Source organism: Aminomonas paucivorans DSM 12260 (assembly GCF_000165795.1).
Taxonomy (GTDB): Bacteria; Synergistota; Synergistia; order Synergistales; family Synergistaceae; genus Aminomonas; species Aminomonas paucivorans.
This window is the reverse complement of sequence record NZ_CM001022.1, coordinates 1033412-1055686: the sequence shown is the minus strand read 5'-3', so window position 1 is coordinate 1055686 and position 22275 is coordinate 1033412. Positions and strand designations below refer to the sequence as shown.

22 protein-coding genes are annotated in these 22275 nt (G+C 68.1%); 6 read left to right on the top strand and 16 right to left on the bottom strand.

Annotated elements, in window-relative coordinates:
* Positions 1-58 precede the first annotated feature (58 nt).
* Together APAU_RS04795 and APAU_RS04790 are read left to right on the top strand one after the other, a co-directional pair.
* Positions 59-919 carry a carbon-nitrogen hydrolase family protein gene (locus APAU_RS04795; RefSeq protein WP_006300572.1) on the top strand — a complete coding sequence of 287 codons (861 nt, stop codon included), beginning with the start codon at positions 59-61 and terminating at the stop codon, positions 917-919.
* Positions 920-956: 37 nt separating this feature from the next.
* Positions 957-2219, top strand: coding sequence for a cysteine desulfurase-like protein (locus tag APAU_RS04790; RefSeq protein ID WP_006300571.1), 1263 nt, complete (start codon positions 957-959; stop codon positions 2217-2219).
* Positions 2220-2272: 53 nt separating this feature from the next.
* Here APAU_RS04790 and APAU_RS04785 read toward each other — a convergent pair whose 3' ends face one another.
* Positions 2273-3535, bottom strand: coding sequence for an amidohydrolase family protein (locus tag APAU_RS04785; RefSeq protein ID WP_006300570.1), 1263 nt, complete (start codon positions 3533-3535; stop codon positions 2273-2275).
* 177 nt (positions 3536-3712) lie between these two features.
* On the opposite strand from APAU_RS04785, the gene APAU_RS14620 reads away from it, so the two are divergent.
* Together APAU_RS14620 and APAU_RS04775 are read left to right on the top strand one after the other, a co-directional pair.
* Positions 3713-4321, top strand: coding sequence for a trimeric intracellular cation channel family protein (locus APAU_RS14620; RefSeq protein WP_040345667.1), 609 nt, complete (start codon positions 3713-3715; stop codon positions 4319-4321).
* Positions 4318-5400: a class I SAM-dependent RNA methyltransferase gene (locus APAU_RS04775; protein ID WP_006300568.1), complete on the top strand. Its 1083-nt coding sequence runs from the start codon at positions 4318-4320 to the stop codon at positions 5398-5400. Before APAU_RS14620 ends, APAU_RS04775 begins: the two co-directional genes overlap by 4 nt.
* A gap of 34 nt (positions 5401-5434) precedes the next feature.
* Here the strand turns inward: APAU_RS04775 and APAU_RS04770 are convergent, their stop codons facing one another.
* The 4 genes from APAU_RS04770 to proC form a co-directional block, all read right to left on the bottom strand.
* Complete coding sequence (locus APAU_RS04770; RefSeq protein WP_006300562.1) at positions 5435-5839, bottom strand: YjdF family protein; 405 nt, start codon at positions 5837-5839, stop codon at positions 5435-5437.
* Between the two features lie 167 nt (positions 5840-6006).
* On the bottom strand, positions 6007-6729 hold the full coding sequence (locus APAU_RS04765) for a TetR/AcrR family transcriptional regulator (RefSeq protein WP_006300561.1): 723 nt from the start codon (positions 6727-6729) through the stop codon (positions 6007-6009).
* A 65-nt stretch (positions 6730-6794) separates the two neighbouring features.
* Positions 6795-7517 (bottom strand): SIMPL domain-containing protein, encoded by a 723-nt coding sequence (locus tag APAU_RS04760; protein ID WP_006300560.1) that lies wholly within the window; start codon positions 7515-7517, stop codon positions 6795-6797.
* A 76-nt stretch (positions 7518-7593) separates the two neighbouring features.
* Positions 7594-8442 carry a pyrroline-5-carboxylate reductase gene (gene proC / locus APAU_RS04755; RefSeq protein ID WP_006300559.1) on the bottom strand — a complete coding sequence of 283 codons (849 nt, stop codon included), beginning with the start codon at positions 8440-8442 and terminating at the stop codon, positions 7594-7596.
* A gap of 536 nt (positions 8443-8978) precedes the next feature.
* Here proC and greA point away from each other — a divergent pair.
* Both greA and APAU_RS04745 read left to right on the top strand, forming a co-directional pair.
* Positions 8979-9473 carry a transcription elongation factor GreA gene (greA, locus tag APAU_RS04750; protein WP_040344903.1) on the top strand — a complete coding sequence of 165 codons (495 nt, stop codon included), beginning with the start codon at positions 8979-8981 and terminating at the stop codon, positions 9471-9473.
* Between the two features lie 97 nt (positions 9474-9570).
* Positions 9571-10845: an ArsB/NhaD family transporter gene (locus tag APAU_RS04745; protein WP_006300557.1), complete on the top strand. Its 1275-nt coding sequence runs from the start codon at positions 9571-9573 to the stop codon at positions 10843-10845.
* A 106-nt stretch (positions 10846-10951) separates the two neighbouring features.
* On the opposite strand, the gene APAU_RS04740 is transcribed toward APAU_RS04745, so the two are convergent.
* From APAU_RS04740 to APAU_RS04690, 11 genes are all read right to left on the bottom strand, one after another.
* Positions 10952-11896, bottom strand: a complete 945-nt coding sequence (locus APAU_RS04740; protein ID WP_006300556.1) for a D-alanine--D-alanine ligase family protein — start codon at positions 11894-11896, stop codon at positions 10952-10954.
* Positions 11897-11901: 5 nt separating this feature from the next.
* Positions 11902-13557, bottom strand: coding sequence for an LPS-assembly protein LptD (locus tag APAU_RS04735; protein WP_156789435.1), 1656 nt, complete (start codon positions 13555-13557; stop codon positions 11902-11904).
* A 41-nt stretch (positions 13558-13598) separates the two neighbouring features.
* Positions 13599-14138, bottom strand: a complete 540-nt coding sequence (locus APAU_RS04730; RefSeq protein WP_006300554.1) for a hypothetical protein — start codon at positions 14136-14138, stop codon at positions 13599-13601.
* Positions 14125-15174 (bottom strand): hypothetical protein, encoded by a 1050-nt coding sequence (locus APAU_RS04725; protein WP_156789434.1) that lies wholly within the window; start codon positions 15172-15174, stop codon positions 14125-14127. Before APAU_RS04725 ends, APAU_RS04730 begins: the two co-directional genes overlap by 14 nt.
* 123 nt (positions 15175-15297) lie before the next feature.
* The gene (locus APAU_RS04720; RefSeq protein WP_006300552.1) at positions 15298-15726 is read right to left on the bottom strand and encodes a hypothetical protein; all 429 of its coding nucleotides are present in this window, start codon (positions 15724-15726) and stop codon (positions 15298-15300) included.
* Positions 15723-16718, bottom strand: coding sequence for a hypothetical protein (locus APAU_RS14615; protein WP_006300551.1), 996 nt, complete (start codon positions 16716-16718; stop codon positions 15723-15725). The genes APAU_RS04720 and APAU_RS14615 overlap by 4 nt, the downstream gene beginning before the upstream one ends.
* Positions 16719-16732: 14 nt before the next feature.
* The gene (locus APAU_RS04710; protein ID WP_006300550.1) at positions 16733-18334 is read right to left on the bottom strand and encodes a CTP synthase; all 1602 of its coding nucleotides are present in this window, start codon (positions 18332-18334) and stop codon (positions 16733-16735) included.
* Positions 18335-18384: 50 nt separating this feature from the next.
* Positions 18385-19701, bottom strand: coding sequence for a peptidoglycan DD-metalloendopeptidase family protein (locus APAU_RS04705; protein ID WP_006300549.1), 1317 nt, complete (start codon positions 19699-19701; stop codon positions 18385-18387).
* A gap of 33 nt (positions 19702-19734) precedes the next feature.
* Entirely contained in the window at positions 19735-21111 is a 1377-nt protein-coding gene (rho, locus tag APAU_RS04700) for a transcription termination factor Rho (protein WP_006300548.1), read from the bottom strand.
* Positions 21104-21802 carry a fructose-6-phosphate aldolase gene (fsa, locus tag APAU_RS04695; RefSeq protein WP_006300547.1) on the bottom strand — a complete coding sequence of 233 codons (699 nt, stop codon included), beginning with the start codon at positions 21800-21802 and terminating at the stop codon, positions 21104-21106. The genes rho and fsa overlap by 8 nt, the downstream gene beginning before the upstream one ends.
* Positions 21803-22126 (bottom strand): hypothetical protein, encoded by a 324-nt coding sequence (locus APAU_RS04690; RefSeq protein ID WP_198004035.1) that lies wholly within the window; start codon positions 22124-22126, stop codon positions 21803-21805.
* Positions 22127-22275: the final 149 nt, after the last annotated feature.

Below are 22275 nucleotides of genomic sequence, written 5' to 3'. Positions count from 1 at the left end.
TCCGGGCTTCCGTCCCGCAAACCTGCGGTACAATGGAAGACCAGGAAGGAGGCTCGCCATGTCCCTCACCGCTGCGTTGGTCCAGATCTCCCCGACCCTTCTGGATCTGGGGGGGAACCTTCTCCGCCACGTCCAGGGATTGGAGGAGGCCCGAAGGCGGGGCGCCCGCCTCGCGGTCTTTCCGGAAATGAGCCTCACGGGCTACCGCATCGGGGACGTCTCTCTCGACGCTTCCGCCCGGTCCGCCCTGGACCGGGACCTTCGCACTTCCCTGGAGAGCCTCCGAAAGGCTCTGGAAACCTTGGACATGGACGGGGTGGTGAGCTACCCCCTCTTCGAGGGCGGGAGAACCTTCATCGCCGCGGAGTACGTGGAGCGGGGTCGCACCCTGGGGGTACACCGAAAGGTGAATCTCTGCAACTACGGCCACTACCGGGAGGACCGGACCTTCACCCCCGGGGAGGACCTCACGGTGCTGCGTCCCCGTTGGGGGGCCGCAGGGCTCTTGGTGTGCGAGGACCTCTGGCATCCCGTCAACGGGATCCTCTGCACCCAGATGGGCGCCCAGGCCCTGCTGGTCCCCAGCGCCCCCAGCGCCCCTTCCCGGGAGGAGATCGGGGCGAACCTGGCCCGCTGGCGCCTCCTGGCGGGGGCTCAGGCTCTCGCCCAGACCTGCTACGTCCTCTGCTGCTGCGGTTCCGGCCCCGAGGGAGCCTTCCACGGCGACGGAGGCTCCTTCGCCTTCGGACCTCGGGGAGACCTGCTCCTCTCCCTGAGGGAGGGAGACCCGGACCTGGGGGTGGTGGACCTGGACCTGGAGGGACTGGCCCGGGTCCGGGAGGAGACCCCCCTGCTGCGCAACGAGCGGAACGACCTGATCCTGCGGACCTATGGGCGCCTGGAATCGGGGAATCCCTGATCCCGACGCACCCCACCCATCACGAGGAGGAGATGCCATGGAAACCCGCACCCCGCAATCAGGCGCCCCCACCCCGACGGAGCGGTTCGCCGCCTGCCGCCGGGACTTTCCGTCCCTGAGCCGCACCCACCACGGCCTGCCCCTGGCCTACTTCGATGGCCCGGGGGGCACCCAGGTGCCCCAGAGGGTGCTGGACGCCATGATGCACTATTACCGGACCTGCAACGCCAACACCCACGGGTATTTCGTCACCACCCTGGAGTCCGACGAGGCGCAGGAAGAAGCCCGAGCGAGGCTGGCCCTCTTCCTGGGGGCTTCCTCGTCCCGGTGCATCTCCTTCGGCCACAACATGACCAGCCTCAACTTCGCCCTGGCCCGGGCGGTGGGACGCGCCCTGCGTCCGGGGGACGAGGTGCTGGTCACCCAGCTGGACCACGAGGCCAACCGGGGGCCCTGGCTGGGGCTTCGGGAACTGGGGGTGACGGTGCGGGAAATCCGCCTCCTCCCCACCGGCGCCCTGGACATGGAGGACGCCCGGGAAAAGATCGGGGAGCACACCCGGCTGGTGGCGGCGGGGTACTCCTCCAACTTCATCGGCACGGTGAACGACATCCCGACCCTCCGCAAGTGGACCTACGAGGTGGGGGCCTGGCTCTCCGTGGACGCGGTGCACTACGCCCCCCACTTCCCCCTGGACGTGACGGCCCTGGGGGTGGACTTTCTCCTCTGCTCCGCCTACAAGTTCTACGGCCCCCACGTGGGGGTGCTCTACGCCCGGGAGGACCTGCTGGACCAGCTCCCCACGGACCGACTGCGCACCCAGGACCCTCGAGCGCCCCACCGCATCGAGACGGGCACCCTGAACCCCGCGGCCATCGTGGGGGCGGGGGCGGCGGTGGACTACCTGGCCTCCCTGGGACGGGGAGAGTCCCCCCGGGAGAGGGTCGTCACGGCCATGGAGGAGGTCGCCTCCTTCGAGCACGTCCTGGCGGCGCACCTCTGGGAGGAGCTGGGGAGGATTCCCGGGGTGACCCCCATAGGGTTGCCCTTCTCGAGCCCCCGACGGGCTCCCACCGTCTCCTTCACCGTGGAGGGGAAAGACCCGGCGGAGGTGTGCCGGGCCCTGGACGAACGGGCGATCTGCGCCTGGGACGGGCACTTCTACGGGATCCGCCCCTGCGAGGTGATGGGGCTTCTGGAGCGGGGAGGGGTCACCCGGGTCGGGCTCTCCCTGTACAACACGGAGGAAGAGGTGGAACGGCTCCTGGCGGCGGTGCGGGAGATCGCCTCCCGAGGCTGATCCACCCGGGAGGGGAACCGTGGCCGGGGGGTGCCCCCGGGCCACGGCTTTTCCTAATCCCTCCAGGAGGCGGTCCGCTCCCGGAGGGGGGCCTCCACGTCCCGCTGCAGGTCCAGAGACAGGAGGCGTCCCCGGTGCACCACCCGACGCCCCGCCACGTACACGTCCTCCACCGCCCCGTCCCGCAGCACCTGGAAGTCCGCCCCGAAGCCCGGCTCCGCAAGTCCCACGGGGGTTCCGGGGAAAGGAAAGGCCCGCCGCCCCAGGGAGGCGACGGGGACCTCCGGGTAGGCTTCCCGGGCGAAGCACCGTTCGTGAGCCACGCTCAGGTCGTCGTTGCTGGCCTCCCCGTCGGTGCCCAGGAACAGGGGGATCTTCCGGTCCAGGTACCCCTTCAGGTCCGCCCGCCCCGCCCCCACCCGGCGGTTCATCCGGGGGTTGGCCACCAGGGACAGCCGGTGCTCCGCCATCCGGTCCTTCTCGAGGTCCTCCACCCAGATGCCGTCGGAGACCAGCAGGTGATCCAGTCCCGGAACCTCTCCCCGGCGGACCAGGTCGTCCAGCACCTCCACGGGGCGGCGGCCGTAGAGACGGAGGCAGAGGTCCACGTCCCCCCGGTCTTCGGAAAGGTGGAACTGCACCGGCAGCCCCAGGAGGGCTCCCCGCCGGATCCCCCGGACGATGCCCTCCAGGGTGTTGGCGTGAAAACTGTGCAGCGCCGGAGCCACGGCCACGAGGGGGTCGTCCTGCACCTCCCGGATCAGTTCCTCCAGGGCCCGTTCGTAGGCCTCCGGAGTCTCGAAGTAGGACTCCTGGGAGGCCTTCTTGGCGGGGTAGGCGTCCTGGGCCACCCAGTCGTAGTGCATCCGACCGAAGAAGAGGCGGATCCCCGTCGCCCGGGCCGCCCGGATCACCTCCCGGTCCAGATCGTTGCCCCGTCGGTTGTGGCAGTAGAAGGACACCGCCACGGCCGTGACCCCCGCCAGGAGCATGCGCCCGAAGGCCCGGCAGCACCCCAGGTAGACCAGCTCCGGGGTCATCTCCACGCTGTGCCGATAGATGGTGTGGCGACACCAGGTGGCCAGGTCCCAGGAAGGGTCCACCAGATCCGCGTACACCGACTGTTCCGGGTGGCTGTGGGCGTTCACGTCCCCGGGGAGGATGAGGAAGTCGGGACCGTACTCCCCCGTCTCCCCGCAGGAGGGTCCTTCCGCCTCCCCGGTCACCCGTCCCTCCGGGTCCACTGCCAATTCCTTGAACACGGGCCCTTCGGCCCCCTCGAACCAGCCCCGCAGGGCGGCAATGCGCTCCGTCATGGCTTCGACCTCCGAATCCCCTTGCAGAAGATGGGACCTCCTCCCGGGAGACCCTCTCCTTCCAGGATACTCCAGGAAGGAGGCGGTTGCAGGGTCGAACCCTCTGGCCTAGGATGGGAACCGGTGACGCCTGAGGGCGGACGCTCCAAGGCAGAAGGGAGAACCCGATCCGTGGACATGACCCTCTGGAACCTGTTCGAGATCCTGGGGACGGGGGCCTTCGCCGCCTCCGGAGCCCTCATGGGGATCCGCAAGCGCTTCGACTTCTTCGGGGTCCTCATGCTGGCCCTGATCACCGCCGTGGGGGGAGGCATCCTCCGGGACGGCCTCATGGGCAACCTGCCCCCCCTGGCCCTGCGCTTCCCCCGGTACTCCCTCCTGGCCCTGGTCACCGCCGCGGCGGTGTTCCTGAGCCCCCGCCCGGTGCAACGTCTGGAGCGCCTGATCCAGGTGCTGGACGCGGTGGGGCTGGGAGCCTTCACCGCCGGGGGAGGCCTGTTGGCCATCCAGCGAGGTTTCGGGGAACCTTTCATGGTGGTGGCCTTCGGCCTGCTTACGGGCGTGGGCGGGGGCATCCTACGGGACGTCCTGGCAGGGGAACCGCCCCTGGTGTTCCGCCGGGAGATCTACGCCCTGGCCTCCATCGCCGGGGCGCTGCTGCTCCTTCCTCTGAACCGCCGCATGGGGGTGGAGGCGGCCCTGTATGCCTGCTTCGCCCTGGTGGTCTCCCTGCGCCTCTTCTGCGTCCTCCGGGGGATCCACCTGCCCGTGGCCCGGAAGGGATGAACCTCCCCCCGGGATGCCCTCCCCGCTGCCGGGGGTGCGCCCACCGCGGCCTGACGGAGGAGGCCAGCTCCGCCCAGAAGGAGGGGTGGATCCGCACCGCCCTCGCCCCCTGGGAGGACCGGATCGCCCCCCTTCGCTCCCCCGACCCCCAGCGCCGCCTGGGCTACCGGGAGCGGGTGCGCCTGGCCACCCGATGGGACGGAAAGGGATGGCGCTTCGGCATGCTCCTCCGGGACGAGCTGGTCCCCCTGGAGGACTGTCCCCTCCACGCCCCCCGGGTGCGGGCGGCCCTGAACCTGTTCCGCCCCCTGCCCCCTCCCCCCGCCTTTCCCCTGGCCTTCGTCACCCTCACGGGGGCCCAGGCGACCCTGGTGGTGAAGGCGTCCCACCCCCTGGAGCCGCCGGCCCTGGACTTTTCGGGTCTGGAGGCGGCGGGGGTGGAGGGCCTCTGGCTCCACCACCACCCCACGGCGGGACGCCGGATCTTCGGACGGGGAGCGTGGTGCCTTCTGTGGGGGATCCCGGAGTCCCGCAACCCCCTGGGGCTCCTGTACGGCCCCGCCTCCTTCCAGCAGGCCCTGCCGGAGCTGTACGCCCTCTCCCTGGACCAGGCGGAAGCCCACCTGGCCCCGGGCCCCGGAGACGGGACGGGGGATCTCTACTGCGGCGACGGGGCCAGCCTGGCTCGCTGGCGGGCTCGGGGCTCGGAGGCCCTGGGGGTGGAGATCTCCGGAAGCGCCCTGGATCGGGCGGCCCGAAACGCTCCCGGGTGCATCCTGCTTCAGGGGACCTGCGGGCAGAGAGCGCCCCAGATCCGGGGGTGGCTCGCTTCCTTTCCCCAGGGGATGCGCCGGGCCTACCTGAACCCGCCCCGCACGGGCCTGGAGACAGAGGTAGCGGCGATGCTGACGGATTGTCCCGCAGGACGGCTCGCCTACCTCTCCTGTGCCGCCCGCACCCTCCGACGGGACCTGGAGCTTCTGGAGGCGGGAGGCTACGAGGTGGTTTCCCTCACCCCCTACGATTTCTTTCCCCGGACGGACCACGTGGAGACCCTGGCCCTGCTGGAGGGCCCCTGAAAAGAGGGAGGCGGAGCCCTCAGGCCCCGCCTCGTCACGCCTTTCCGTCATGCCGCCGCTTGCTCCTGCGGCGTCGGTCCCGGAAGCGCCGCTGCCGCTCCTCCTCCGCCCCCCGGGAACGCTCTTTCCGACGGTGGAGGAGGCCCAGCTCTCTCTGGGCCTGCAGGGCCGCCTGGGATCGCCCTCCCCGGGTGGAGCGCTCCGCCCGGGCCTCCCGAAGGCGTCGCTTGAAACCCCCAACCAGGGGACGCTCCGGCGCCTCCACGGGAGGGCAGGAGTCCAGTCCCTCCCGGATCGCCCAGGTCGCGAAGCCGCGCACCTCCGGCTCTCCGGGCTCTTCGGCGCAGAGTCGCCGCACCGCCCGCAGAAACCCCGCTTCCTCCCGTTCCCCCAGGAGCACCCAGAACCGGCCGTCATGGAAGACCGTCACCCGCACCATCCCCATCCCTCCTCGGACAAAACCCCAACAGAGGGACGACGGACAACCTCCCGGGGGAGGCAGGTTACGGGTGCCGGGTTTCCGGCACGCCCCGACTACCTACGGGGCCGTGTTTTTTCGTCCTTACCGATTCCGGAGGGCTTCCCCTCCGTCATTCTGTGCCCCGGTTATAGCGCCCCCGGATCGGCCCGTCCAGCCTCCGGTCCCGTCAGGGTCTCGAACCAGGCGTGCAGGGTCTCCCGGAAGAGGGCGCCCAAGCCCAGGGCCCCCTCCGGAACCCCCAGGATCCGCTCCATGGAACGGGAGATCGCGGAGAACTTGCGGACCACCTCCTCCGCCCCGGCGAGGGAAGGAGACTCCAGGACCGTCGCGACCCGGGGGCCCAGGCCGCGCAGCATCCACAGGATCTGTTCCGCCGCCTCCTCGGGGTCGGAAAGGGAGAAGACCCCTTCCCGGGCTCCCTGGCGGAACAGTTCCCCCGTCAGGGGAACCATCCGTTTTCCCATGACCCCCATCAGCCGCTGTTGCAGCAGGAGGTTCTCCTCCCGGTACGCCGCCAGAGCCAGGTTGCGAAAGAACGCCCGGCGGCGCAGCTTCCAGGCCGCCAATCCCCGAAAGAGCCTCCGCAGCTTCTCCACGGCATCCAGGGAGGGGTCCTCCAGAACGCCGGACTGGGCCTCCAGAGCCTCCTCCAGCATGGCCTCCGCCAGCGTCTCCATCAGGTCCTCCGGGGAGGGGAACTCCCGGCGGAACGCCTCCTCGGAGATCCCACCCCTTTCCCGGACGCCCCGGAACCATCCCTCGCCGTAGCCTTGGGCCGCGAAGAGCTCCTCCGCGGTGCGAAGGAGGGGACGTCTGCGATCCTGCGCCCTTTCCGCTTCTCCTGCCATGATTTGCACCTCCTCCGCCGCTTTGCAGACGACGCGAAGGGGCCCGGTCGCCCGAGCCCCTTCGGTCAATGATTCTCCAGAGAATAGGAAATGGTGGTCACCACGCGCACCTTCTTGTGGTCCGGCGACCCCTTGTCCCGGTCCTCGATGCTGAAGTATCCCTGCTCCGCCCGCTGGATGCCCCCCACCCGGCTTCCCGAATCCTTGGCGAACTGCTCCGCCGCCGCCCGGGCGCTCCGGGTGGCCTCCGCCACCATCTCCGGTTTGATCTCGTCCAGCTTGGTGAACAGGAACTCCGGCACCAGGGAGTAGTCCTGGGCCAGAACGATCCCCTTGCGCACCAGCTCGCCGGACTTCCGCATGGCCACCTTGACCTCCCCCATCTTGGAGGAGCGAAGGGTGATGGCCGTCTGGGCCATGTAGCGTTCGTCCAGCTTGACCCCCGGATCCATGCCCGGCTGGGTCTTGCGGTCGGTGATCTGGGGGGGCATGGAGGAGATCTCCCCGTCCTCGAACCCCTGGGCCTTGAGGAACCCGCGAATCTGCGCGTCGTGCAGGTCCACCAGGCGCTGGAGTTCCGTCAGGTCGTTGGCGGTGTTCTGGAAGACGATGGGCCAGATGGCCAGATCCGCCTCCACGTTGCGCTCCGCAAATCCCCGGACCACCACGTTGCGGTCCGCCATCTTGAACCGCACCAGGGCCCCTCCCATGAGGAAGCTCCCCGCCACCACTCCCAGGGCCAACAGAGCCCCCAGCACGCCCGCAGCCACCACGGTCCGGTTCTGCATCCGGCCACCTCCTTCGTACACGTTCCCCTTGGGGAACGGAACCATTGTCCCCCGGAACCCCTCCCGAGACAACGGCCTACCCCACCCGCTGGAGGGACCGGACCCGACACTCCTCCGCCTGAAGGCACGCGGCCTCCGCCAGCTCCGTGGCCTTGGCGGAGGCCGCGCAGACGGCCTTCATGAAAGCCGTCCGGACCCGCCCCTCCTCCAGCTCGTAGATCCCCTCGATGGTGACCCCTCCCGGGGTGGTCACCTGATCCCGCAGCTCCGCGGGGTGCTCCCCCGACTCCAGGAGCAGGTGCGCCGCCCCGATGGCCGTGTGGGCCGCCGCCTGGAGGGCCAGGTCCCGGGGCAGCCCCACGCGCAGGGCTCCCAGGATGAGGGCTTCCAGCACCGTGTAGATGTAGGCGGGGCCGCTGCCTGCCATGGCGGTGAGCACGTCCAGGTGGGTCTCCTCCACCTGCTGCCAGTCCCCCAGGCGGGCAAAGAGACCTTCCGCCGCCCGAAGGTCCCCCTCCTCCATCCCCCGTCCCGGGGCGAAGACCGTGAAGGCTTGGCCGATCCGGGCGGCAGTGTTGGTCATGGCACGGAAGAACCGGGCCTGCGGGGCAGATCGTTGGAGGATCTCCAGGGAGATGGCCGCGGCGAAGGAGACCACGGGCTTGCCCGCGCAGGCATGCCCCACCTCCAGGAGCACCGGCACCACCTGCCGGGGCTTCACCGCCAGGACCACCAGATCCGCCCACCCCGCTGCCTCCCCATTGTCCCCCAGGAGGCGCACCCCCGCTGCCTCCAGCCGAGGGTTGGGCTCCGCCCGCTTCCGGGTGGCCACCACCGGCCCGTGGGGCGCCAGGGCCTCCGCCACGGCTCCCCCGATGGTCCCCGCTCCCAGGACCGCCACCTTCAGCTCATTCCTTCCCTTCATTTTCCTTCCCCCTCTCACAAAAAAAGGCCGCCGACTTCCGTCGGCGGCCCCCGTAGCGTCCCGCAAAGCGAACCCGTTCCCTCTCGGACGTCAGGACAGCACCGACCACCCCCGGGCGAAGATCGCCTGAGGTCGAGGGAGGCACGGGCTGGGAAGGCGACGGAGGTGCTGCGCCATGTGGGTTCCCCCTGACTTCGAAAAGTTGGGGTGCATGTTACTCCCCGGAAGGACATCTGTCAAAAACGCCCCCTGCGTCACCGCAAGGTGGCTCGGCACGGGGGAAAGAGCCGGAACGCATATCCGCTTGTAAGAAGGAACAGGTGACCCGACGGGAAAGGAACGGGGCAAATCGGGGACCGAGAAACAGACCTCCCCCTTGCAGGATTTTCTGGAGGGAGTATCCTTCCTGAGGTCCAGGGCACGGTGGATTCCCGGCCGTTCATTTGCCCTTCGGGAATCGGTCTGGTAGAATACCGCAACGGTTCAGGGTGGCTTCGATGAAAGGGTTCCCATTTTCTGCGGAAGGCGGTCGAAACATGGCTGTACAACGTTCAGCGGAAGAACAGGTCATGATGACTCGGGAGGGCTACGAAAAGCTCAAGCAGGAACTCATCTCCCTCCGGGGCGACGGCAGATCGGAGATCGCTGCCAAACTGGAGGAGGCACGGGCCTTCGGCGATCTGAGCGAGAACGCGGAGTACCACGCCGCCAAAGAGGAGCAGGAAAAGCTGGAGAGCCGGATCCTCTGGCTGGAGTACCAGCTCAGCAAGACGCGGATCGTGGAAGTGGGGGATCTGGACACCAGCTCCGTGAGCCTGGGCACCACCGTGAGCCTCCGGGATCTGGACGCCCAGACCCAATACACCTACACCCTGGTGGGTTCGGAAGAGGCGGACCCCAAGACGAACCGCATTTCCTCCCAGAGCCCCGTGGGGAAGGCCATCCTGGGGAAGACGGTGGGAGAAGAGGTCATGGTTCGGGTTCCCAAAGGAGTCCGGCACCTCAAGGTCCTGGAGATCCGCATCGCGTAGACGGCCCGGCACCTTTCGGGAAGGCACGAGCGGCCGGGGGGACCCCACGGCCGCTCTTTTGCTGGCTGGCTTTTTATCGTCATCGAGGTGAATACTTATGGATACAACGCAGTGGATTGCCCTGGGAGTCTTCGTCGCCACCTACGCCCTCATCATATCGGAGCGCCTTCATCGCCTCACCGCCGCCCTGGCGGGGCTTTCGGGGGTGCTGCTTCTCCAGCTAGTGGAGCAGAGCAAGGCCTTCTCCTTCATCGATTTCAACACCATCGGCCTGCTCCTGGGGATGATGATCCTGGTGGGGGTGGTCAAGAAGACCGGCCTCATTGAGCTGGCCGCGATCCGCACCATCCGGATGAGCGGAGGGAAACCCTGGCGGCTTCTGGTGCTCCTCTCGGTGCTTACGGCGCTCATCTCCGCCCTCCTGGACAACGTCACCACCATCCTCCTCATCGGTCCGGTGGCCCTGGCGGTCTGCGAGAGCCTGGACCTGGACCCCATCCCCTTCTGCATCTCCCTGACCTTCGCCTCCAACCTCGGCGGCACGGCGACCCTCATCGGAGACCCCCCCAACATCCTGATCGGATCCGCGGCAGGGCTGTCCTTCAACGCCTTCCTCCTGAACCTCGGCCCGGCGGTGCTGTTGGCCCTGGGGGTGACCTTCGGGCTTTTGTACCTCTTCTACCGCAAGGACCTGGAGCCCGACGAGAGCACCGCCGCCGCCCTGCAGCGGTTTCGGGACAGCCGCCAGAGGGTGGACCCGGTGCTGACCCCCCGGGTGCTGGCGATCCTGGGGCTGGTTCTGGGGGCCTTCCTGCTCCACCGGGTGCTGCACCTGGAGGCGGCCACCATCGCCCTGGCGGGAGCCACCCTGGCCCTGGTCCTTTGCCCGGTGAACGTGGAGGAGATGGTGGCGGAGGTGGACTGGGTGACCCTGCTCTTCTTCTCCGCCCTGTTCATGCTGGTGGGAACTCTGGAACATCTGGGGCTCATCGAGGCGGCGGCCACCCTCATGGTGCACCAGGTGGGGGACAGCCCCAAGCTGCTGGCCCTGTTGCTGGTGTGGGGGTCCGGCATCCTCTCCGCGGTGGTGGACAACGTGCCCTACACGGCGGCGGTGATCCCCCTGGTCCGGGACGTGGCGCACCTGTCCGGCATGGACCCCACGCCCCTCTGGTGGTCCCTGGCTCTGGGGGCCTGCTTCGGCGGCAACGGCACCCTGGTGGGGGCTTCGGCCAACCTGGTCATGGCGGGACTGGCGGAAAAGGGAGGCATCTCCCTGCGTTTCGGCTACTTCCTCAAGGTGGGGATCCCCGTCACCGCCGCCACGCTCCTGGTCTCCACGGTCTACGTCTACCTGCGCTACCTGATCTGACCGGAAGGAAGCAGGCTGGGGGCAGAGCGCCCCGAAGACGCACGAGGGGAGGCGGCCACTCCGGGCCCCTCCCCTCGTCTTCACTGCCCTCTCCCGCAGGGAGGCCCTAACGCCTTCCCCGGCAGACCTCCAAGGAGGCCCGGACGATCCGGTCCGTGACCTGAGGGAAGCTCCAGCCCACCGCGGCTCCCGCCTTGGGGACCAGGCTGGTGCCGGTCATCCCCGGGGCGGTGTTCACCTCCAGCAGGAACGGCTCCCCCTCCTCGGAGAGGCGGAAATCCACCCGGCTGTAGACCCGGCACCCCAGGGCCCGATGGGCTGCCTCCGCCAACGAACCCACCCGAGCCGCCAGCGCCTCCTCCAGGGGGGCCGGGCAGAGGTATTCCGTGGCGCCGCTGGTGTACTTGTTCCGGTAGTCGTAGAACCCCTCGTGGGGGCGGATCTCGATGGCCGGGAGGGCCCGGGGGCGTCCCCCCTCCTCGAAGACCGCCACGGTGAGTTCTCGTCCCGGGATGAACCGCTCCGCCACCAGGCGGTCGTCATATTTCAGGGCCAGATCTCGAGCCTCCCGGAGGTCCTCCGGCCGGTGCACCAGGCTCACCCCCACGGTGCTGCCGCAGCAGCAGGGCTTGAGGGCCAGATGCCCCCCCTCCCGGGCCATCAGGGATTCCAGGTCCGGCAGGGCCGCGTCCTCCCGCTCGTAGACCTTTCCCGGGGGAACGGGCAATCCCCGGTCGAGGAACACCGCCCGGGTCAGCTCCTTGTCCATGGCGGCCATGCACGATTCGGGGCCCGAACCGGTGTAGGGAATCCCATGAGCCTCCAGGACCGCCTGAAGCCGTCCGTCTTCTCCCCAGCCTCCGTGGAGGGCCACGAAGACCAGGTCAGCCCCCCGATCCCGGGCGGCTTCCACCACCCCCAGACAGGTGGGAAGGTCCTCCAGGAAGACCTGGTGCCCCGCCACGGCCAACGCTTCCGCCACGGCCTTTCCGGAACGCAGGGACACCGCCCTTTCCGGACTGTCCCCCCCGCAAGCCACCAAGACCTTCATCGTCTTCATTTCCCTTCTTTCGCTCCGTCCGGAAGATCCTCCGGCCTGGCTCCCGGTTCGAACAGCTCGCTGGTCCCGAAGGCAGCCACCGCATGGGGGTAGGCCTTCACGATCAGGCGAAGCCCGAACCAGTCGTCGTTTCCCCGCATGTCGTCGCGGGCCACCAGTTCCCAGACCAGGCAGTGCCGGTCGTAGGAGAGCTTGTAGACCATCTCTCCCAGCTCGCTGGACAGGAGGTCGTACCCTCCCCGGACGGTCAGGCTCCACAGGTCGTCGGGAGACGCCTTGGCCACCAGGAAGGAGACCTCCTGGTACAGGTCCTCCCGACTCTCCCAGGCATCCCAGCCCATGGGAGACGCCCCGTCCACCCACCGTCTCACGTAGGTGGTCTGGAGCTTCACGTCCCCCAACTTCCACCGGAAGCCCAGCTCCGCGTCGGTGACCCTCTGGAAGGTGTCCGTGTCCGGGTAGTCGTAGTACCAGTGCAGGACGTGGGCGAAGGGGCTCAAGATCCCCCAGCGGGGCGCCTCACCGTAGAGTTCCAGGGACGCCCCGCGTCGGGTCACCCAGGGGCTGCCGGAGCCCCCCGTGGCGTCCTGGTAGTCCCCGTAGCTCGCCCGAGCCCGCCAATAGGCCCCCGAAGCGGGATCGCGCTTCCAGGGACTACGGATCTCCAGTTCCGGGCTGCGCCAGACGGAAAAGCGCTGGGTCACCCCAGTGCGACGCTCCTGGGTCACCAGCTCCCTCTCGGACCAGCGAAGCCGCGTGTACCAGTCCGACGCGGTCGTCTCCAGACCCCACTGGGGCCGCCAGAGAAGCTCCTTTGCGTCCTTGTCGTAGAGTCGGTCCACCCGGCCGAACAGGTTGATCCCCGAGGCGACCTGCTGGGTCAGGTACGCCCAGCCCTCCGGGTCCTGGTTCGTCCAGCCGAGGAGCCCCAGATCCAGCTCCCCTGTTTCCCAGGAGAGGGGCCCGCGAAGCCCCAGGCCCAAGCCCTTGTCCCCGTCGTACTGCACCAGAGGAAAGAAGGTTGTCCCGTCCTTCTGCCCGCTCTTCTTGTCCCGGATGACGTAGTCGAAGGGATAGGTGAACAGGAGGTGTTCCCCCAGATAGACCTTGGGGCTCTTCACCACCACCCGATCCCCCGGGATCACCACCACTTCCCGGGCCTGGAGGCGGTAGTGGGGATGGGCCCTGTCGCAGGTGGTCACGGAGACCTGGGACCAACGGGCGGCCATGTCCTCCTCCGCCCCCTGGGAGGTCCGCTTCGCCCCCCACCCTTCCAGGCGGGCCCGCTCCGCCGGGGCAAACTCGATGGTCTTTCCCCGCAGGTACAGCTTGTCCACTTGGCCGCTGGGGCCTTGAAGGGTTCCCTGACGGGTGACCAGGTCGTAATCCAGCCGTTTGCCCGCCAGGCGTTTGCCCCCCGCCAGGAGGGTCACCTCGCCCCCCGGGTCCGCCGTGGCCCGGACCTTCTGCCCCTCCGTGTCATACTCCAGATAGGGGGAGAAGAGGCGGAAGTCCTTGTGGGTCAACTTCACGTTTCCCGAGGCGGAAGCGCTGCCCGAAGCTTCGTCGAACTCCACCCGGTCGGCGTTCAGGCGGACCTTCTCCGGCTCCTGTCCTTCCCCCGCCGCCGCTCCTGCCCAGCACAGCAGCAAACCCAGGACAAGGGGAAACAACCCCTTCCGGGATAGGCGTTTCATGGCCGCACCGCCCAACGGGCCTTCACCCCATCGTCCAGTCGAATGTCCCCCTTGGGGAGCAATCGCCCCGTTCCCGCCACAAGAAACAGGGAATCCCTCCGGAAGGTGACCCCTCCCGGAAAACGCCACTCCCGACTTTTTCCGTCATAGCGGGCCTCCGCAGCCTTCCAGCTCAGGGTCTTCCCCTTCTCGCGAAGGCTTCCCTCCACCTGCCAAAGGGTCATGTCCTCCTTTGCCTCCTCAAAAAGCCCCTTTTGGGCCCGCACTCGGGTGACCCGGTCCCCGGGGCCCTGAATTTCCAGATCCATGGACGCCGCCTGGGCGACCCCCTCGGAACGTTCCGCCCGGGAAGCCCGGATGGTCCAGTCCTGTCCCCCCACCTGACGGCGCAGGTCAAACTGCTCCACCCGAACGTCCGGCAGGCCGGAGGGGACCCCCGCCTGCTGGGGAAGATGAAGATCCCGCCACAGAAACCCTCCGATCAGGAGTCCTCCCCCCAGGCCCAGAAACAGGGCGATGTGCCTACCAGACCACACGGTATCCGCCCTCCTCCTCCACCAGACGGAACTGCTCCTCCCGAAGCATCCGGACCACCAGGAACTTCGGGGCCACGGAGACCTTGGCGGTGTTCCCCGACCAGGAGAGTTTGTACCCCTCCTTGAGGGCCCAGCGGAAGGGGTGGTTCTTCGTCCGTTCCGCGAACTCCGAGGCGCTGAAGCGTCCCTTGGTCTCCTTGCCGGTCACGGCGTACAGGCCGTCCCAGTCGCCTTTCTGCCACAGCTCCAGAAACCGCCGCAGCACCTCCTCCCGCGAGGCGGGACCGGACTTCGGGGAAGAGGGGGAAAGGGACGGTCGCACTTCCCCGGAAGCTGCGGGAGGTGGAGACGGCACCGTTCGGGGAGGAGGGGACGTCGAGACCGGGGGAGACACGGCCCTCTTGGGCGGTCGCGTCGCCTCCGGAGCCTTCGTGGGGACCGCAGGGCGCGTCGGCCGGGGGATCTCCGTCCGGGTCACCTGGGGAGCCTCGGGCTTCTTCGGGGGCACCACCAGATCCACCCCCTGGGGAGCGGAGATCTTCCCCGCTCCGAGACGGCGCGGGGAAGGGGTGGGTGCGACGCGGGGAGCCGTGTCCGCTTCTCCGAAGGCGGGAAAGGCAAACGCCGTGGCCTCCCCCGGGATCAGCCCCTTGACCACCAGTCGAAACGGAGGTTTCACTCCCTTGGGAAAAAACACGAACCCCTGGACCAGCCCGCTCAGGGGCTGGTCCAGGCGTTTTTCATAGCGCACCGGAGGGATGGATTTCCCCCGGCCGTCCACCAGGAAGACGTTCTTGGAAAGGGGTGCCAGGCTCAGGGGGGTCCTTCCGAAGGCCTGCACGTTCAGGAGAAACGCCACGGACCGATCGAACTGAAGCTCCTGACGGAAGGATTTCCGGTAGGACTCCGTCTCCTCCGGCCCCAGTCCCCGCCGCTGCGCCTCCAGCTTCACCCAGGGGGCAGCCAGGGCCTCGGGATAGTGAACCACCCAGACCAGGTTGTCCTGTCCCCAGCGGAAAGCGGTCCAGCGGTCCAACACCCCCCCCACCTGACTTTGCAGGCTACGGGGTTCCCCGAAGGCAGGAAGGACCAGTGCGCCGAGAAGCGCCAAGGAAAGAAGGAACGTCCCGGAGATTCGGCGCACCGTTCTCCTCACTCCCTACAGGCGCAGGTCGATGACCGCGGAAACCCCCACTCCCTGCACCCTCCGGAACCGCTGGATGGGGTTCTCTGAGTCGATGGGGATCAGGACCTTCACCCGGAGGCGATCCTGGAAGCTTGTCTCCAGCTGGGCCACCGCCTTGGTCCGATCCACCGCCTGCTTGGGACCGGAGACCTGAGCGGCCCCGATATGGGTTCCGTCCCCCAGGGAGACGATGGGGACCACCTTGGTGGCGGACTGGTTCCCCGCCCCCTTGTTGAAGGTGACCGTGTTGATGAAGTCGTTGAGGGGCCCCGCCACGGCGGAGACCAGGAATCCGCCTCCCACCACACCGATCAGGTCCCCCAGGTCCACCGCCCAGGCGGGACAGGCCAGAGAGGCCAGGAGGGCCAGGGAAAGGGCACCCTTGCGCCAGAACCGACTCATGGGTTGATCGCTCCCGTGGACGTGACCGCGGGCGTGGGCGCCGCGCCGCCTCCCAGGGTGGCGGGCACCGTATAGGCCAGAACGCTCACGGCCTGCCCCGTCTCCAGGTAGAACTGGGTCCCCGCCGGGACCGTCTTGTCGTCTCCCCGCACGAGGAACCCTCCCGCCAGCCCCACAGGGCCCAGAAGCACCATGCCCAGGGCGCTGGCGCCGGCGGCTCCCACCAGGCTCTTGTCCAGCTTCGTGGCGTTCTTGGCCGCCTCCCCCACCAGCACGGGGATCTGCTCCATCCCCAGGGTCTCCAGATACTCGAAGGTCACCTTCACCTCCGAGGGACGCCCGAAGCTCCTAGGGCCCTCCACGCTCTGCACGTGGGCCGCCACCCGGCTCCCCCGGGGGGCGACCAGGGTTCCCTGCACCCGCAGGTCGTCCACCAGCTCCAACCCCACCTTGTCGCCGGTCTTGCAGAACCGGGCGGCCAGGGGCTGCAGGAGGCGCACCTTCACCAGGGTCGCCGCGGGGACGGACACGCCGGTTCCCTGGATGCCCGAGGGAAGCAGCTTGGTCACCAGCCGCTCCAGGCGCATGGCCAGGGGGCCCGTCTGGGTGTGCCCTTCCAGGAGCTGCTCCAACCCCTCAAGCCGGGCCGCGGCGAACTTGGTGGGGTACACCTGCTGGGCCACCGCCCACTCCGCCACCCCCAGCTTGAAGAGGAAACCGGGCTGCCCCGCCGTCCCCTTCTCCAGGAACTGGAGAAGGGCGGTCTGCCGCTCCGTGAGGCTCCCGGGGAGTTCCCGTCCGAAAAGGTCCTTCTCCGCCCGGGCCAGACGCTCCAACAGACCGCCGGGCTGAGGCCCCCCGTAGAGCACCGTCTCCACCCGCTCCAGGTTCTGAAACGCCCCGGGGGCGGGAGCAATCTCGTCCGCCCAGGCCACCGTCGCCGCAAGAACCAGGCAAACCGCCACCGTCAGGAATCCTCGGGTCTTCCTCATGGGGAATCCTCCTCTCAACCTTGTTTCGTCCTCGTCGCCGCGGCGACGAACTCCCGGAACAGGGGGTGGGGTCGAACGGGGCGGGAGAGGAACTCCGGGTGGAACTGCACCCCCACGAACCAGGGATGTCCCTCCATCTCCAGGATCTCCACCAGGTCCTTCTCCGGGTATACCCCTGCCACGCGGAATCCCGCCTCGGAGAACCGCTTCCGGTAGTCGTTGTTGAACTCGTACCGGTGGCGATGCCGCTCCTGCACCGCCTCGGCCCCGTAGGCCCCCTGAGCCAGGGTCCCCGGGACGAGGGCACAGGGGTAGGTTCCCAGGCGCATGGTACCTCCCAGGTGGGAGACGTGGCGCTGCTCCTCCATCAGGTGGATCACCGGGTTCGGCGTCCCCGGGTCGATCTCCGAGCTGTGGGCCGCCGCGATGCCCAGCACGTTGCGGGCGAACTCCACCGCCGCCACGTGCATCCCCAGGCAAAGCCCCAGGTAGGGGATGCCGTTGCGCCGGGCGTATCCCGCCGCGGCGATCTTCCCCTCGATGCCCCGGGAGCCGAAGCCCCCCGGGACCAGGACGCCCTGGACCCCCGCCAGGGTGGCTTCGACGCCCTTCTCCTCCACGTCCTCCGCCTCCACGGAGCGAAGGTTCACCCGCACGTGGTTCATGGTCCCCGCGTGGGTGAGGGCCTCCATGACGCTGAGGTAGGAATCCTTGAGGCTGGTGTACTTGCCCACCATGGCGATCTCCACCTCCCCCGCGGGGTTAGTGAAGCGATCCAGGAAACGGATCCAGGCCTCCATGTCCGGGGCCTCCCCCACGGGCAGGCCGAGGCGCCGGAGCACCAGCCGATCAAAGCCCTGCTCCAGAAGCTGAAGGGGCACCCGGTAGATGGTGTCCGCGTCCATGGCCTCCATCACCGAGTCCTTGGGGACGTTGCAGAACAGGGCGATCTTGTCCCGGATGTCGCTCTCCAGGTGGTACTGGCTGCGACAGACGATCACGTCGGGCTGGATGCCGATGCGCCGCAGCTCGTTGACGCTGTGCTGGGTGGGCTTGGTCTTCAGTTCCCCCGCTGCGGCGATGTAAGGCACCAGGGTGACGTGGCAGTAGAGCACGTTCTCCCGCCCCACCCGGCTCACCAGCTGCCGGATGGCCTCCAGGAAGGGAAGCCCCTCGATGTCCCCCACGGTGCCGCCGATCTCCGCGATCACCACGTCGTTCCCGTCCGCCACCTTGAGGATCCGCTCCTGGATCTCGTTGGTGATGTGGGGGATCACCTGCACCGTGGCTCCCAGGTAGCGTCCTTCCCGCTCCTTGGAGATGACGGAGGAATAGATCTTCCCGGTGGTCACGTTGTTGCAGGACCGGAGGGACTCGTCGACGAACCGCTCGTAGTGCCCCAGATCCAGGTCCGTCTCCGCCCCGTCGTCGGTGACGAAGACCTCCCCGTGCTGGAAGGGGTTCATGGTCCCCGCATCCACGTTGATGTAGGGATCCAGCTTGATGATGGACACCCGGAAACCCCGGTGCTTGAGCAGGGCTCCAAGGGAAGCGGCGGTGATGCCCTTGCCCAGGGAGGACACCACCCCCCCCGTCACGAAGACGAACTTGGTCATGGTCGCTCGACTCTCCTTCTCGTTTCTGTTCGGCCCTTGGTTCCGGGCGCCTATCGAAGCAGCTTCAGGGGGTTCACGGGACTGCCCCCGATGCGGATCTCGAAGTGCAGGTGGGAGCCCGTGGAGCGCCCCGTGTTGCCCACCCGGGCGATGGCTTCTCCCTGGCGAACCCGCTCCCCCACCCGGACGTCCAGGCGGCTGCAGTGGGCATAGAGGCTGGCCGATCCGTCCCGGTGCTCCAGGACCACCGTCTTGCCGTAGCCGCTCATCCACCCGCAGTAGACCACCTGCCCCGCGGCGGCGGCCAGGACGGGCCGTCCCGTGGGGGCCTTGATATCGAGCCCCGTGTGGAAGTCCCGGCGCCCGCCGAAGGGATCCCGCCTCCAGCCGAAGGGGCTGTTGATGCGCCCCACCACGGGCCAGATCAGCCCCCGAACGCTTCCCACCCGCCGGGGGACCGCACCCTCCCCGTCCTTGCCCTCCACGAAGGCCAGGGGCTTGCCTCCGGGGATGAACAGCTCCGCTCCCGCCTTCAAGGATTCTCCCGCTTCCAGCCCGTTTGCGGCTCGGATGGCCTCCGCAAAGACGCCGTACTGGTTCGCCAGGCTCGCCAGGCTCTCCCCATCCTTCGGCTTTACGAACACCCCGTCCTGGTTGGGAACCCGAAGGGTGCTCCCGGGCTTGAGGACGTTGACGTTCCGGAACCGGTTGGCTCCGAAGAGGGAGTTGACGTCCAGGTTGAACGTGTTGGCGATGGACCAGAGGGTGTCCCCTTCCTTGACCACATAGTAGGTCACCGAGACGGGATCGGCGGTCTTGCGGGCCGTCTCTTCCTCGTGTCGGAGCCTGCGGACGTGGGCCAGGGTGGCCAGAACGTCCGAAGAGGTCTTGGGAAGGTAGAGCACCTGTCCCTCCTGCAGGGCGTCGGGGTTCTTGAGTTCGTTGGCCCGGGCGATGTCCGCGGCGGGAACACCGCACCGCGCCGCCAGGTTGGAGAGGGTCTCCCCTTCCTGGACGGTGATCTCCGTCCACACGGGAGGCGGCGGCGTGGGCTCCGCGGAAGCGCCCTCATGAGGGGGGACTTCCTGGATCACCAGATCTTCCTCCTCCAGGGAGGGAGCCCAGGGAACGGGTCCGATCCCGAAGCGCTGGTCGCCGGAACGGGCGCCTTTGGCAGAGGAAAGCGAACCGGTTACGTCCACCACCAGAAAGCCCGAGGCGTTGGGGTTCACCCACTCTCCCGAGGCATCGCGGAAATCCGCCCAGTAGGCTCCCGAGCGGCGGCTTGCCGCCGCCACCAGGACCACCGAAGCCAAAGCTCCGATGGCCAGGAACACCCAAAAACCCAATCGTCGCGGAGTCGGCATGACTCGTCCTCCCTTTTCCCTTCCCGGATCGGGTTACGCGATCTTGATGGTCCCCAGGAAGTCCTTGTTGGTGGCGGTGTTCCGCAGCTTGTCCAGGATGAGGTTCAGCACTTCGCCCTCATCCATGTTTGCGATGCGGCGGCGCAGCAGCCAGAGCCGCTGGAGCTCCTCCTCCGGCATGAGCAGGTCCTCCCGCCGGGTCCCCGACCGGGTGATGTCCACGGCGGGGAAAATCCGCTGCTCCGAGATCTTCCGGGAGAGGTGGATCTCCATGTTTCCCGTGCCCTTGAACTCCTCGTAGATCACGTCGTCCATGCGGCTGCCCGTCTCCACCAGGGAGGTGCCGATGACTGTGAGGCTCCCCCCCTCTTCGATGTTCCGGGCGGCGCCGAAGAACCGCTTGGGGAAGTACAGGGCCGCCGGGTCCATGCCTCCGGAAAGGGTGCGTCCCGAAGGGGGGACCACCAGGTTCGAGGCCCGGGCCAGTCGGGTGATGGAGTCCAGGAGCAGCACCACGTCCTTGCCCACCTCCACCAGCCGCTTGGCCTTCTCCAGGGCCAGGGCGGCCACCCGCATGTGTTCCTCCGCGGGGCGGTCGAAGGTGGAGGCGATGATCTCCCCGTCCACGGACCGCATCATGTCCGTGACCTCCTCGGGGCGCTCGTCGATGAGCAGCACCAGCAGGATGGTCTCGGGGTGATTGGTGGTCACGGCGTTGGCGATGCGCTTGAGGAGGGTGGTCTTCCCCGCCTTGGGGGGGGAGACGATGAGAGCCCGCTGCCCCTTCCCGATGGGGGCGAAGAGGTCCACCAGGCGGGTGGCGATCTCCTTGGAGGTGGTCTCCAGGTGGAGCTTTTCGTCCGGGAAGACCGGGGTGAGGGCCTCGAAGTTGGGGCGACGCCGGGCCTCCTCGGGGTCGGAGAAGTTCACCGTCTCCACCCGAAGGAGCGCCTCGAAGTGCTCCTGATCCTTGGGAGGACGGATGACCCCCCACACCACGTCGCCGTTGCGCAGGCCGAAGCGCCGGATCTGGGAGGCGGACACGTAGATGTCGTGGTTGCTGGGCAGAAGCCCTGCAGGACGGAGGAAACCGTACCCTTCCACGAGGCACTCCAGGGTCCCCCCGCCGAAGCGGTAGCCCTGCTTTTCCGCCTGGGCCTTGAGGACCTCCACCACCAGGTCGTCTTTGCGCCGCGAGGAGATCCCCGCGACCCCCAGCTCCTTCGCCAGCTTGCGCAGCTCCGCCACGCTCATCCCGGCGAGGTGGGAGAAGGAGATCTTCTGACGGTGGGATTGCTTGCGATCTGGGGTTTCCGGGGAAAGGTCCTGGCCTTCGGCCTCCGCAGGCGGGACGGACAGGTTCTCGACGGGTAGGGTTTCCGGAGGGGAGAGGGCTTCGTGATCAACCATGGTGTCTTGCGGTAGCCTCCCAATCCTCGAGAAATCGCCGGATTCCCGCTTCCGTCAGGGGATGGACCGACAGCTGCTTCAACACCTTGTAGGGCAGCGTGGCGATGTGGGCTCCCGCCGCGGCCGCCTCCGCCACGTGCCGGGGATGGCGCACGCTGGCGGCGATGATCTGGGTCCCGATGCTCTGAACCCGAAAGGTCGAGGCGATGTCCCGCACCAGCCCCGAGCCGTCCTCCCCCACGTCGTCCAGACGCCCCACGAAGGGGCTCACGTAGGTGGCTCCCGCCGCGGCCGCCAGAAGGGCCTGCTGGGGGGAGAAGACCAGGGTGACGTTGGTGCGGATGCCCTCGCGGCTCAGCACCCGAACCGCTCCCAGTCCCTCGCAGGTCAGGGGAACCTTCACCACCACCTGGGGATGAAGCGCCGCCAGGGGCCGAGCCTCTTCCACCATGCCCTCCAGGTCCAGGGCCAGGACCTCCGCGCTCACCGGTCCCTCCACCAATTCCGCGATGGTCCGCACGTGGCCGTGGAAATCCGCCACGCCCTCCCGGGCCACCAGGGTGGGGTTGGTGGTCACCCCGGAAACCACTCCCATCCGCAAGCCAGCGCGGATTTCCTCCAGGTTCGCCGTGTCCAGGAAAAACCGCAGCGTCCTCGCCTCCTCGGGTCCTCTCGAATTCGTGTTGCCCATTCAGGGAAGGATTCGAAACATCAATACGGAAAGGCTTCTCCCGTTTCCCTCCAGGCGGACCTGATAGGTCCCTTGGGGGAGCGGGGAACCGTCCTCCCGAAGCAGATAGAACGCCTTGGTCCCCCTTCCCGGGGCAAGGCGCATGGTTTCCCGCTGGATGAGCCCTCCTTCGTGGAACCACCTCACCGAAAGGCCGTCCCCCTCCCGGGCGGAGGCATAGCGAAACCACAGGCAAACCTGCCGGGTACCACGGGGAAAGCGGTCGGATACGCGAAGGGGCTTGAGATCGTCGTCCAGCTCCAGGCAGACGACGGCTTGTTCCAAGCGAAAGGGATCGCTTGCGGCGCGGGATCGCAGGCTCCACCCCGCAAGCAGGACCAGAAGAGCCACAAGACCGACGAGAAGCAACAGTGGAGCCCTCTTGACCCGGGCCATTATAAACCCGCCCCCCCTCGAAGACGCAAGCCCCGGGA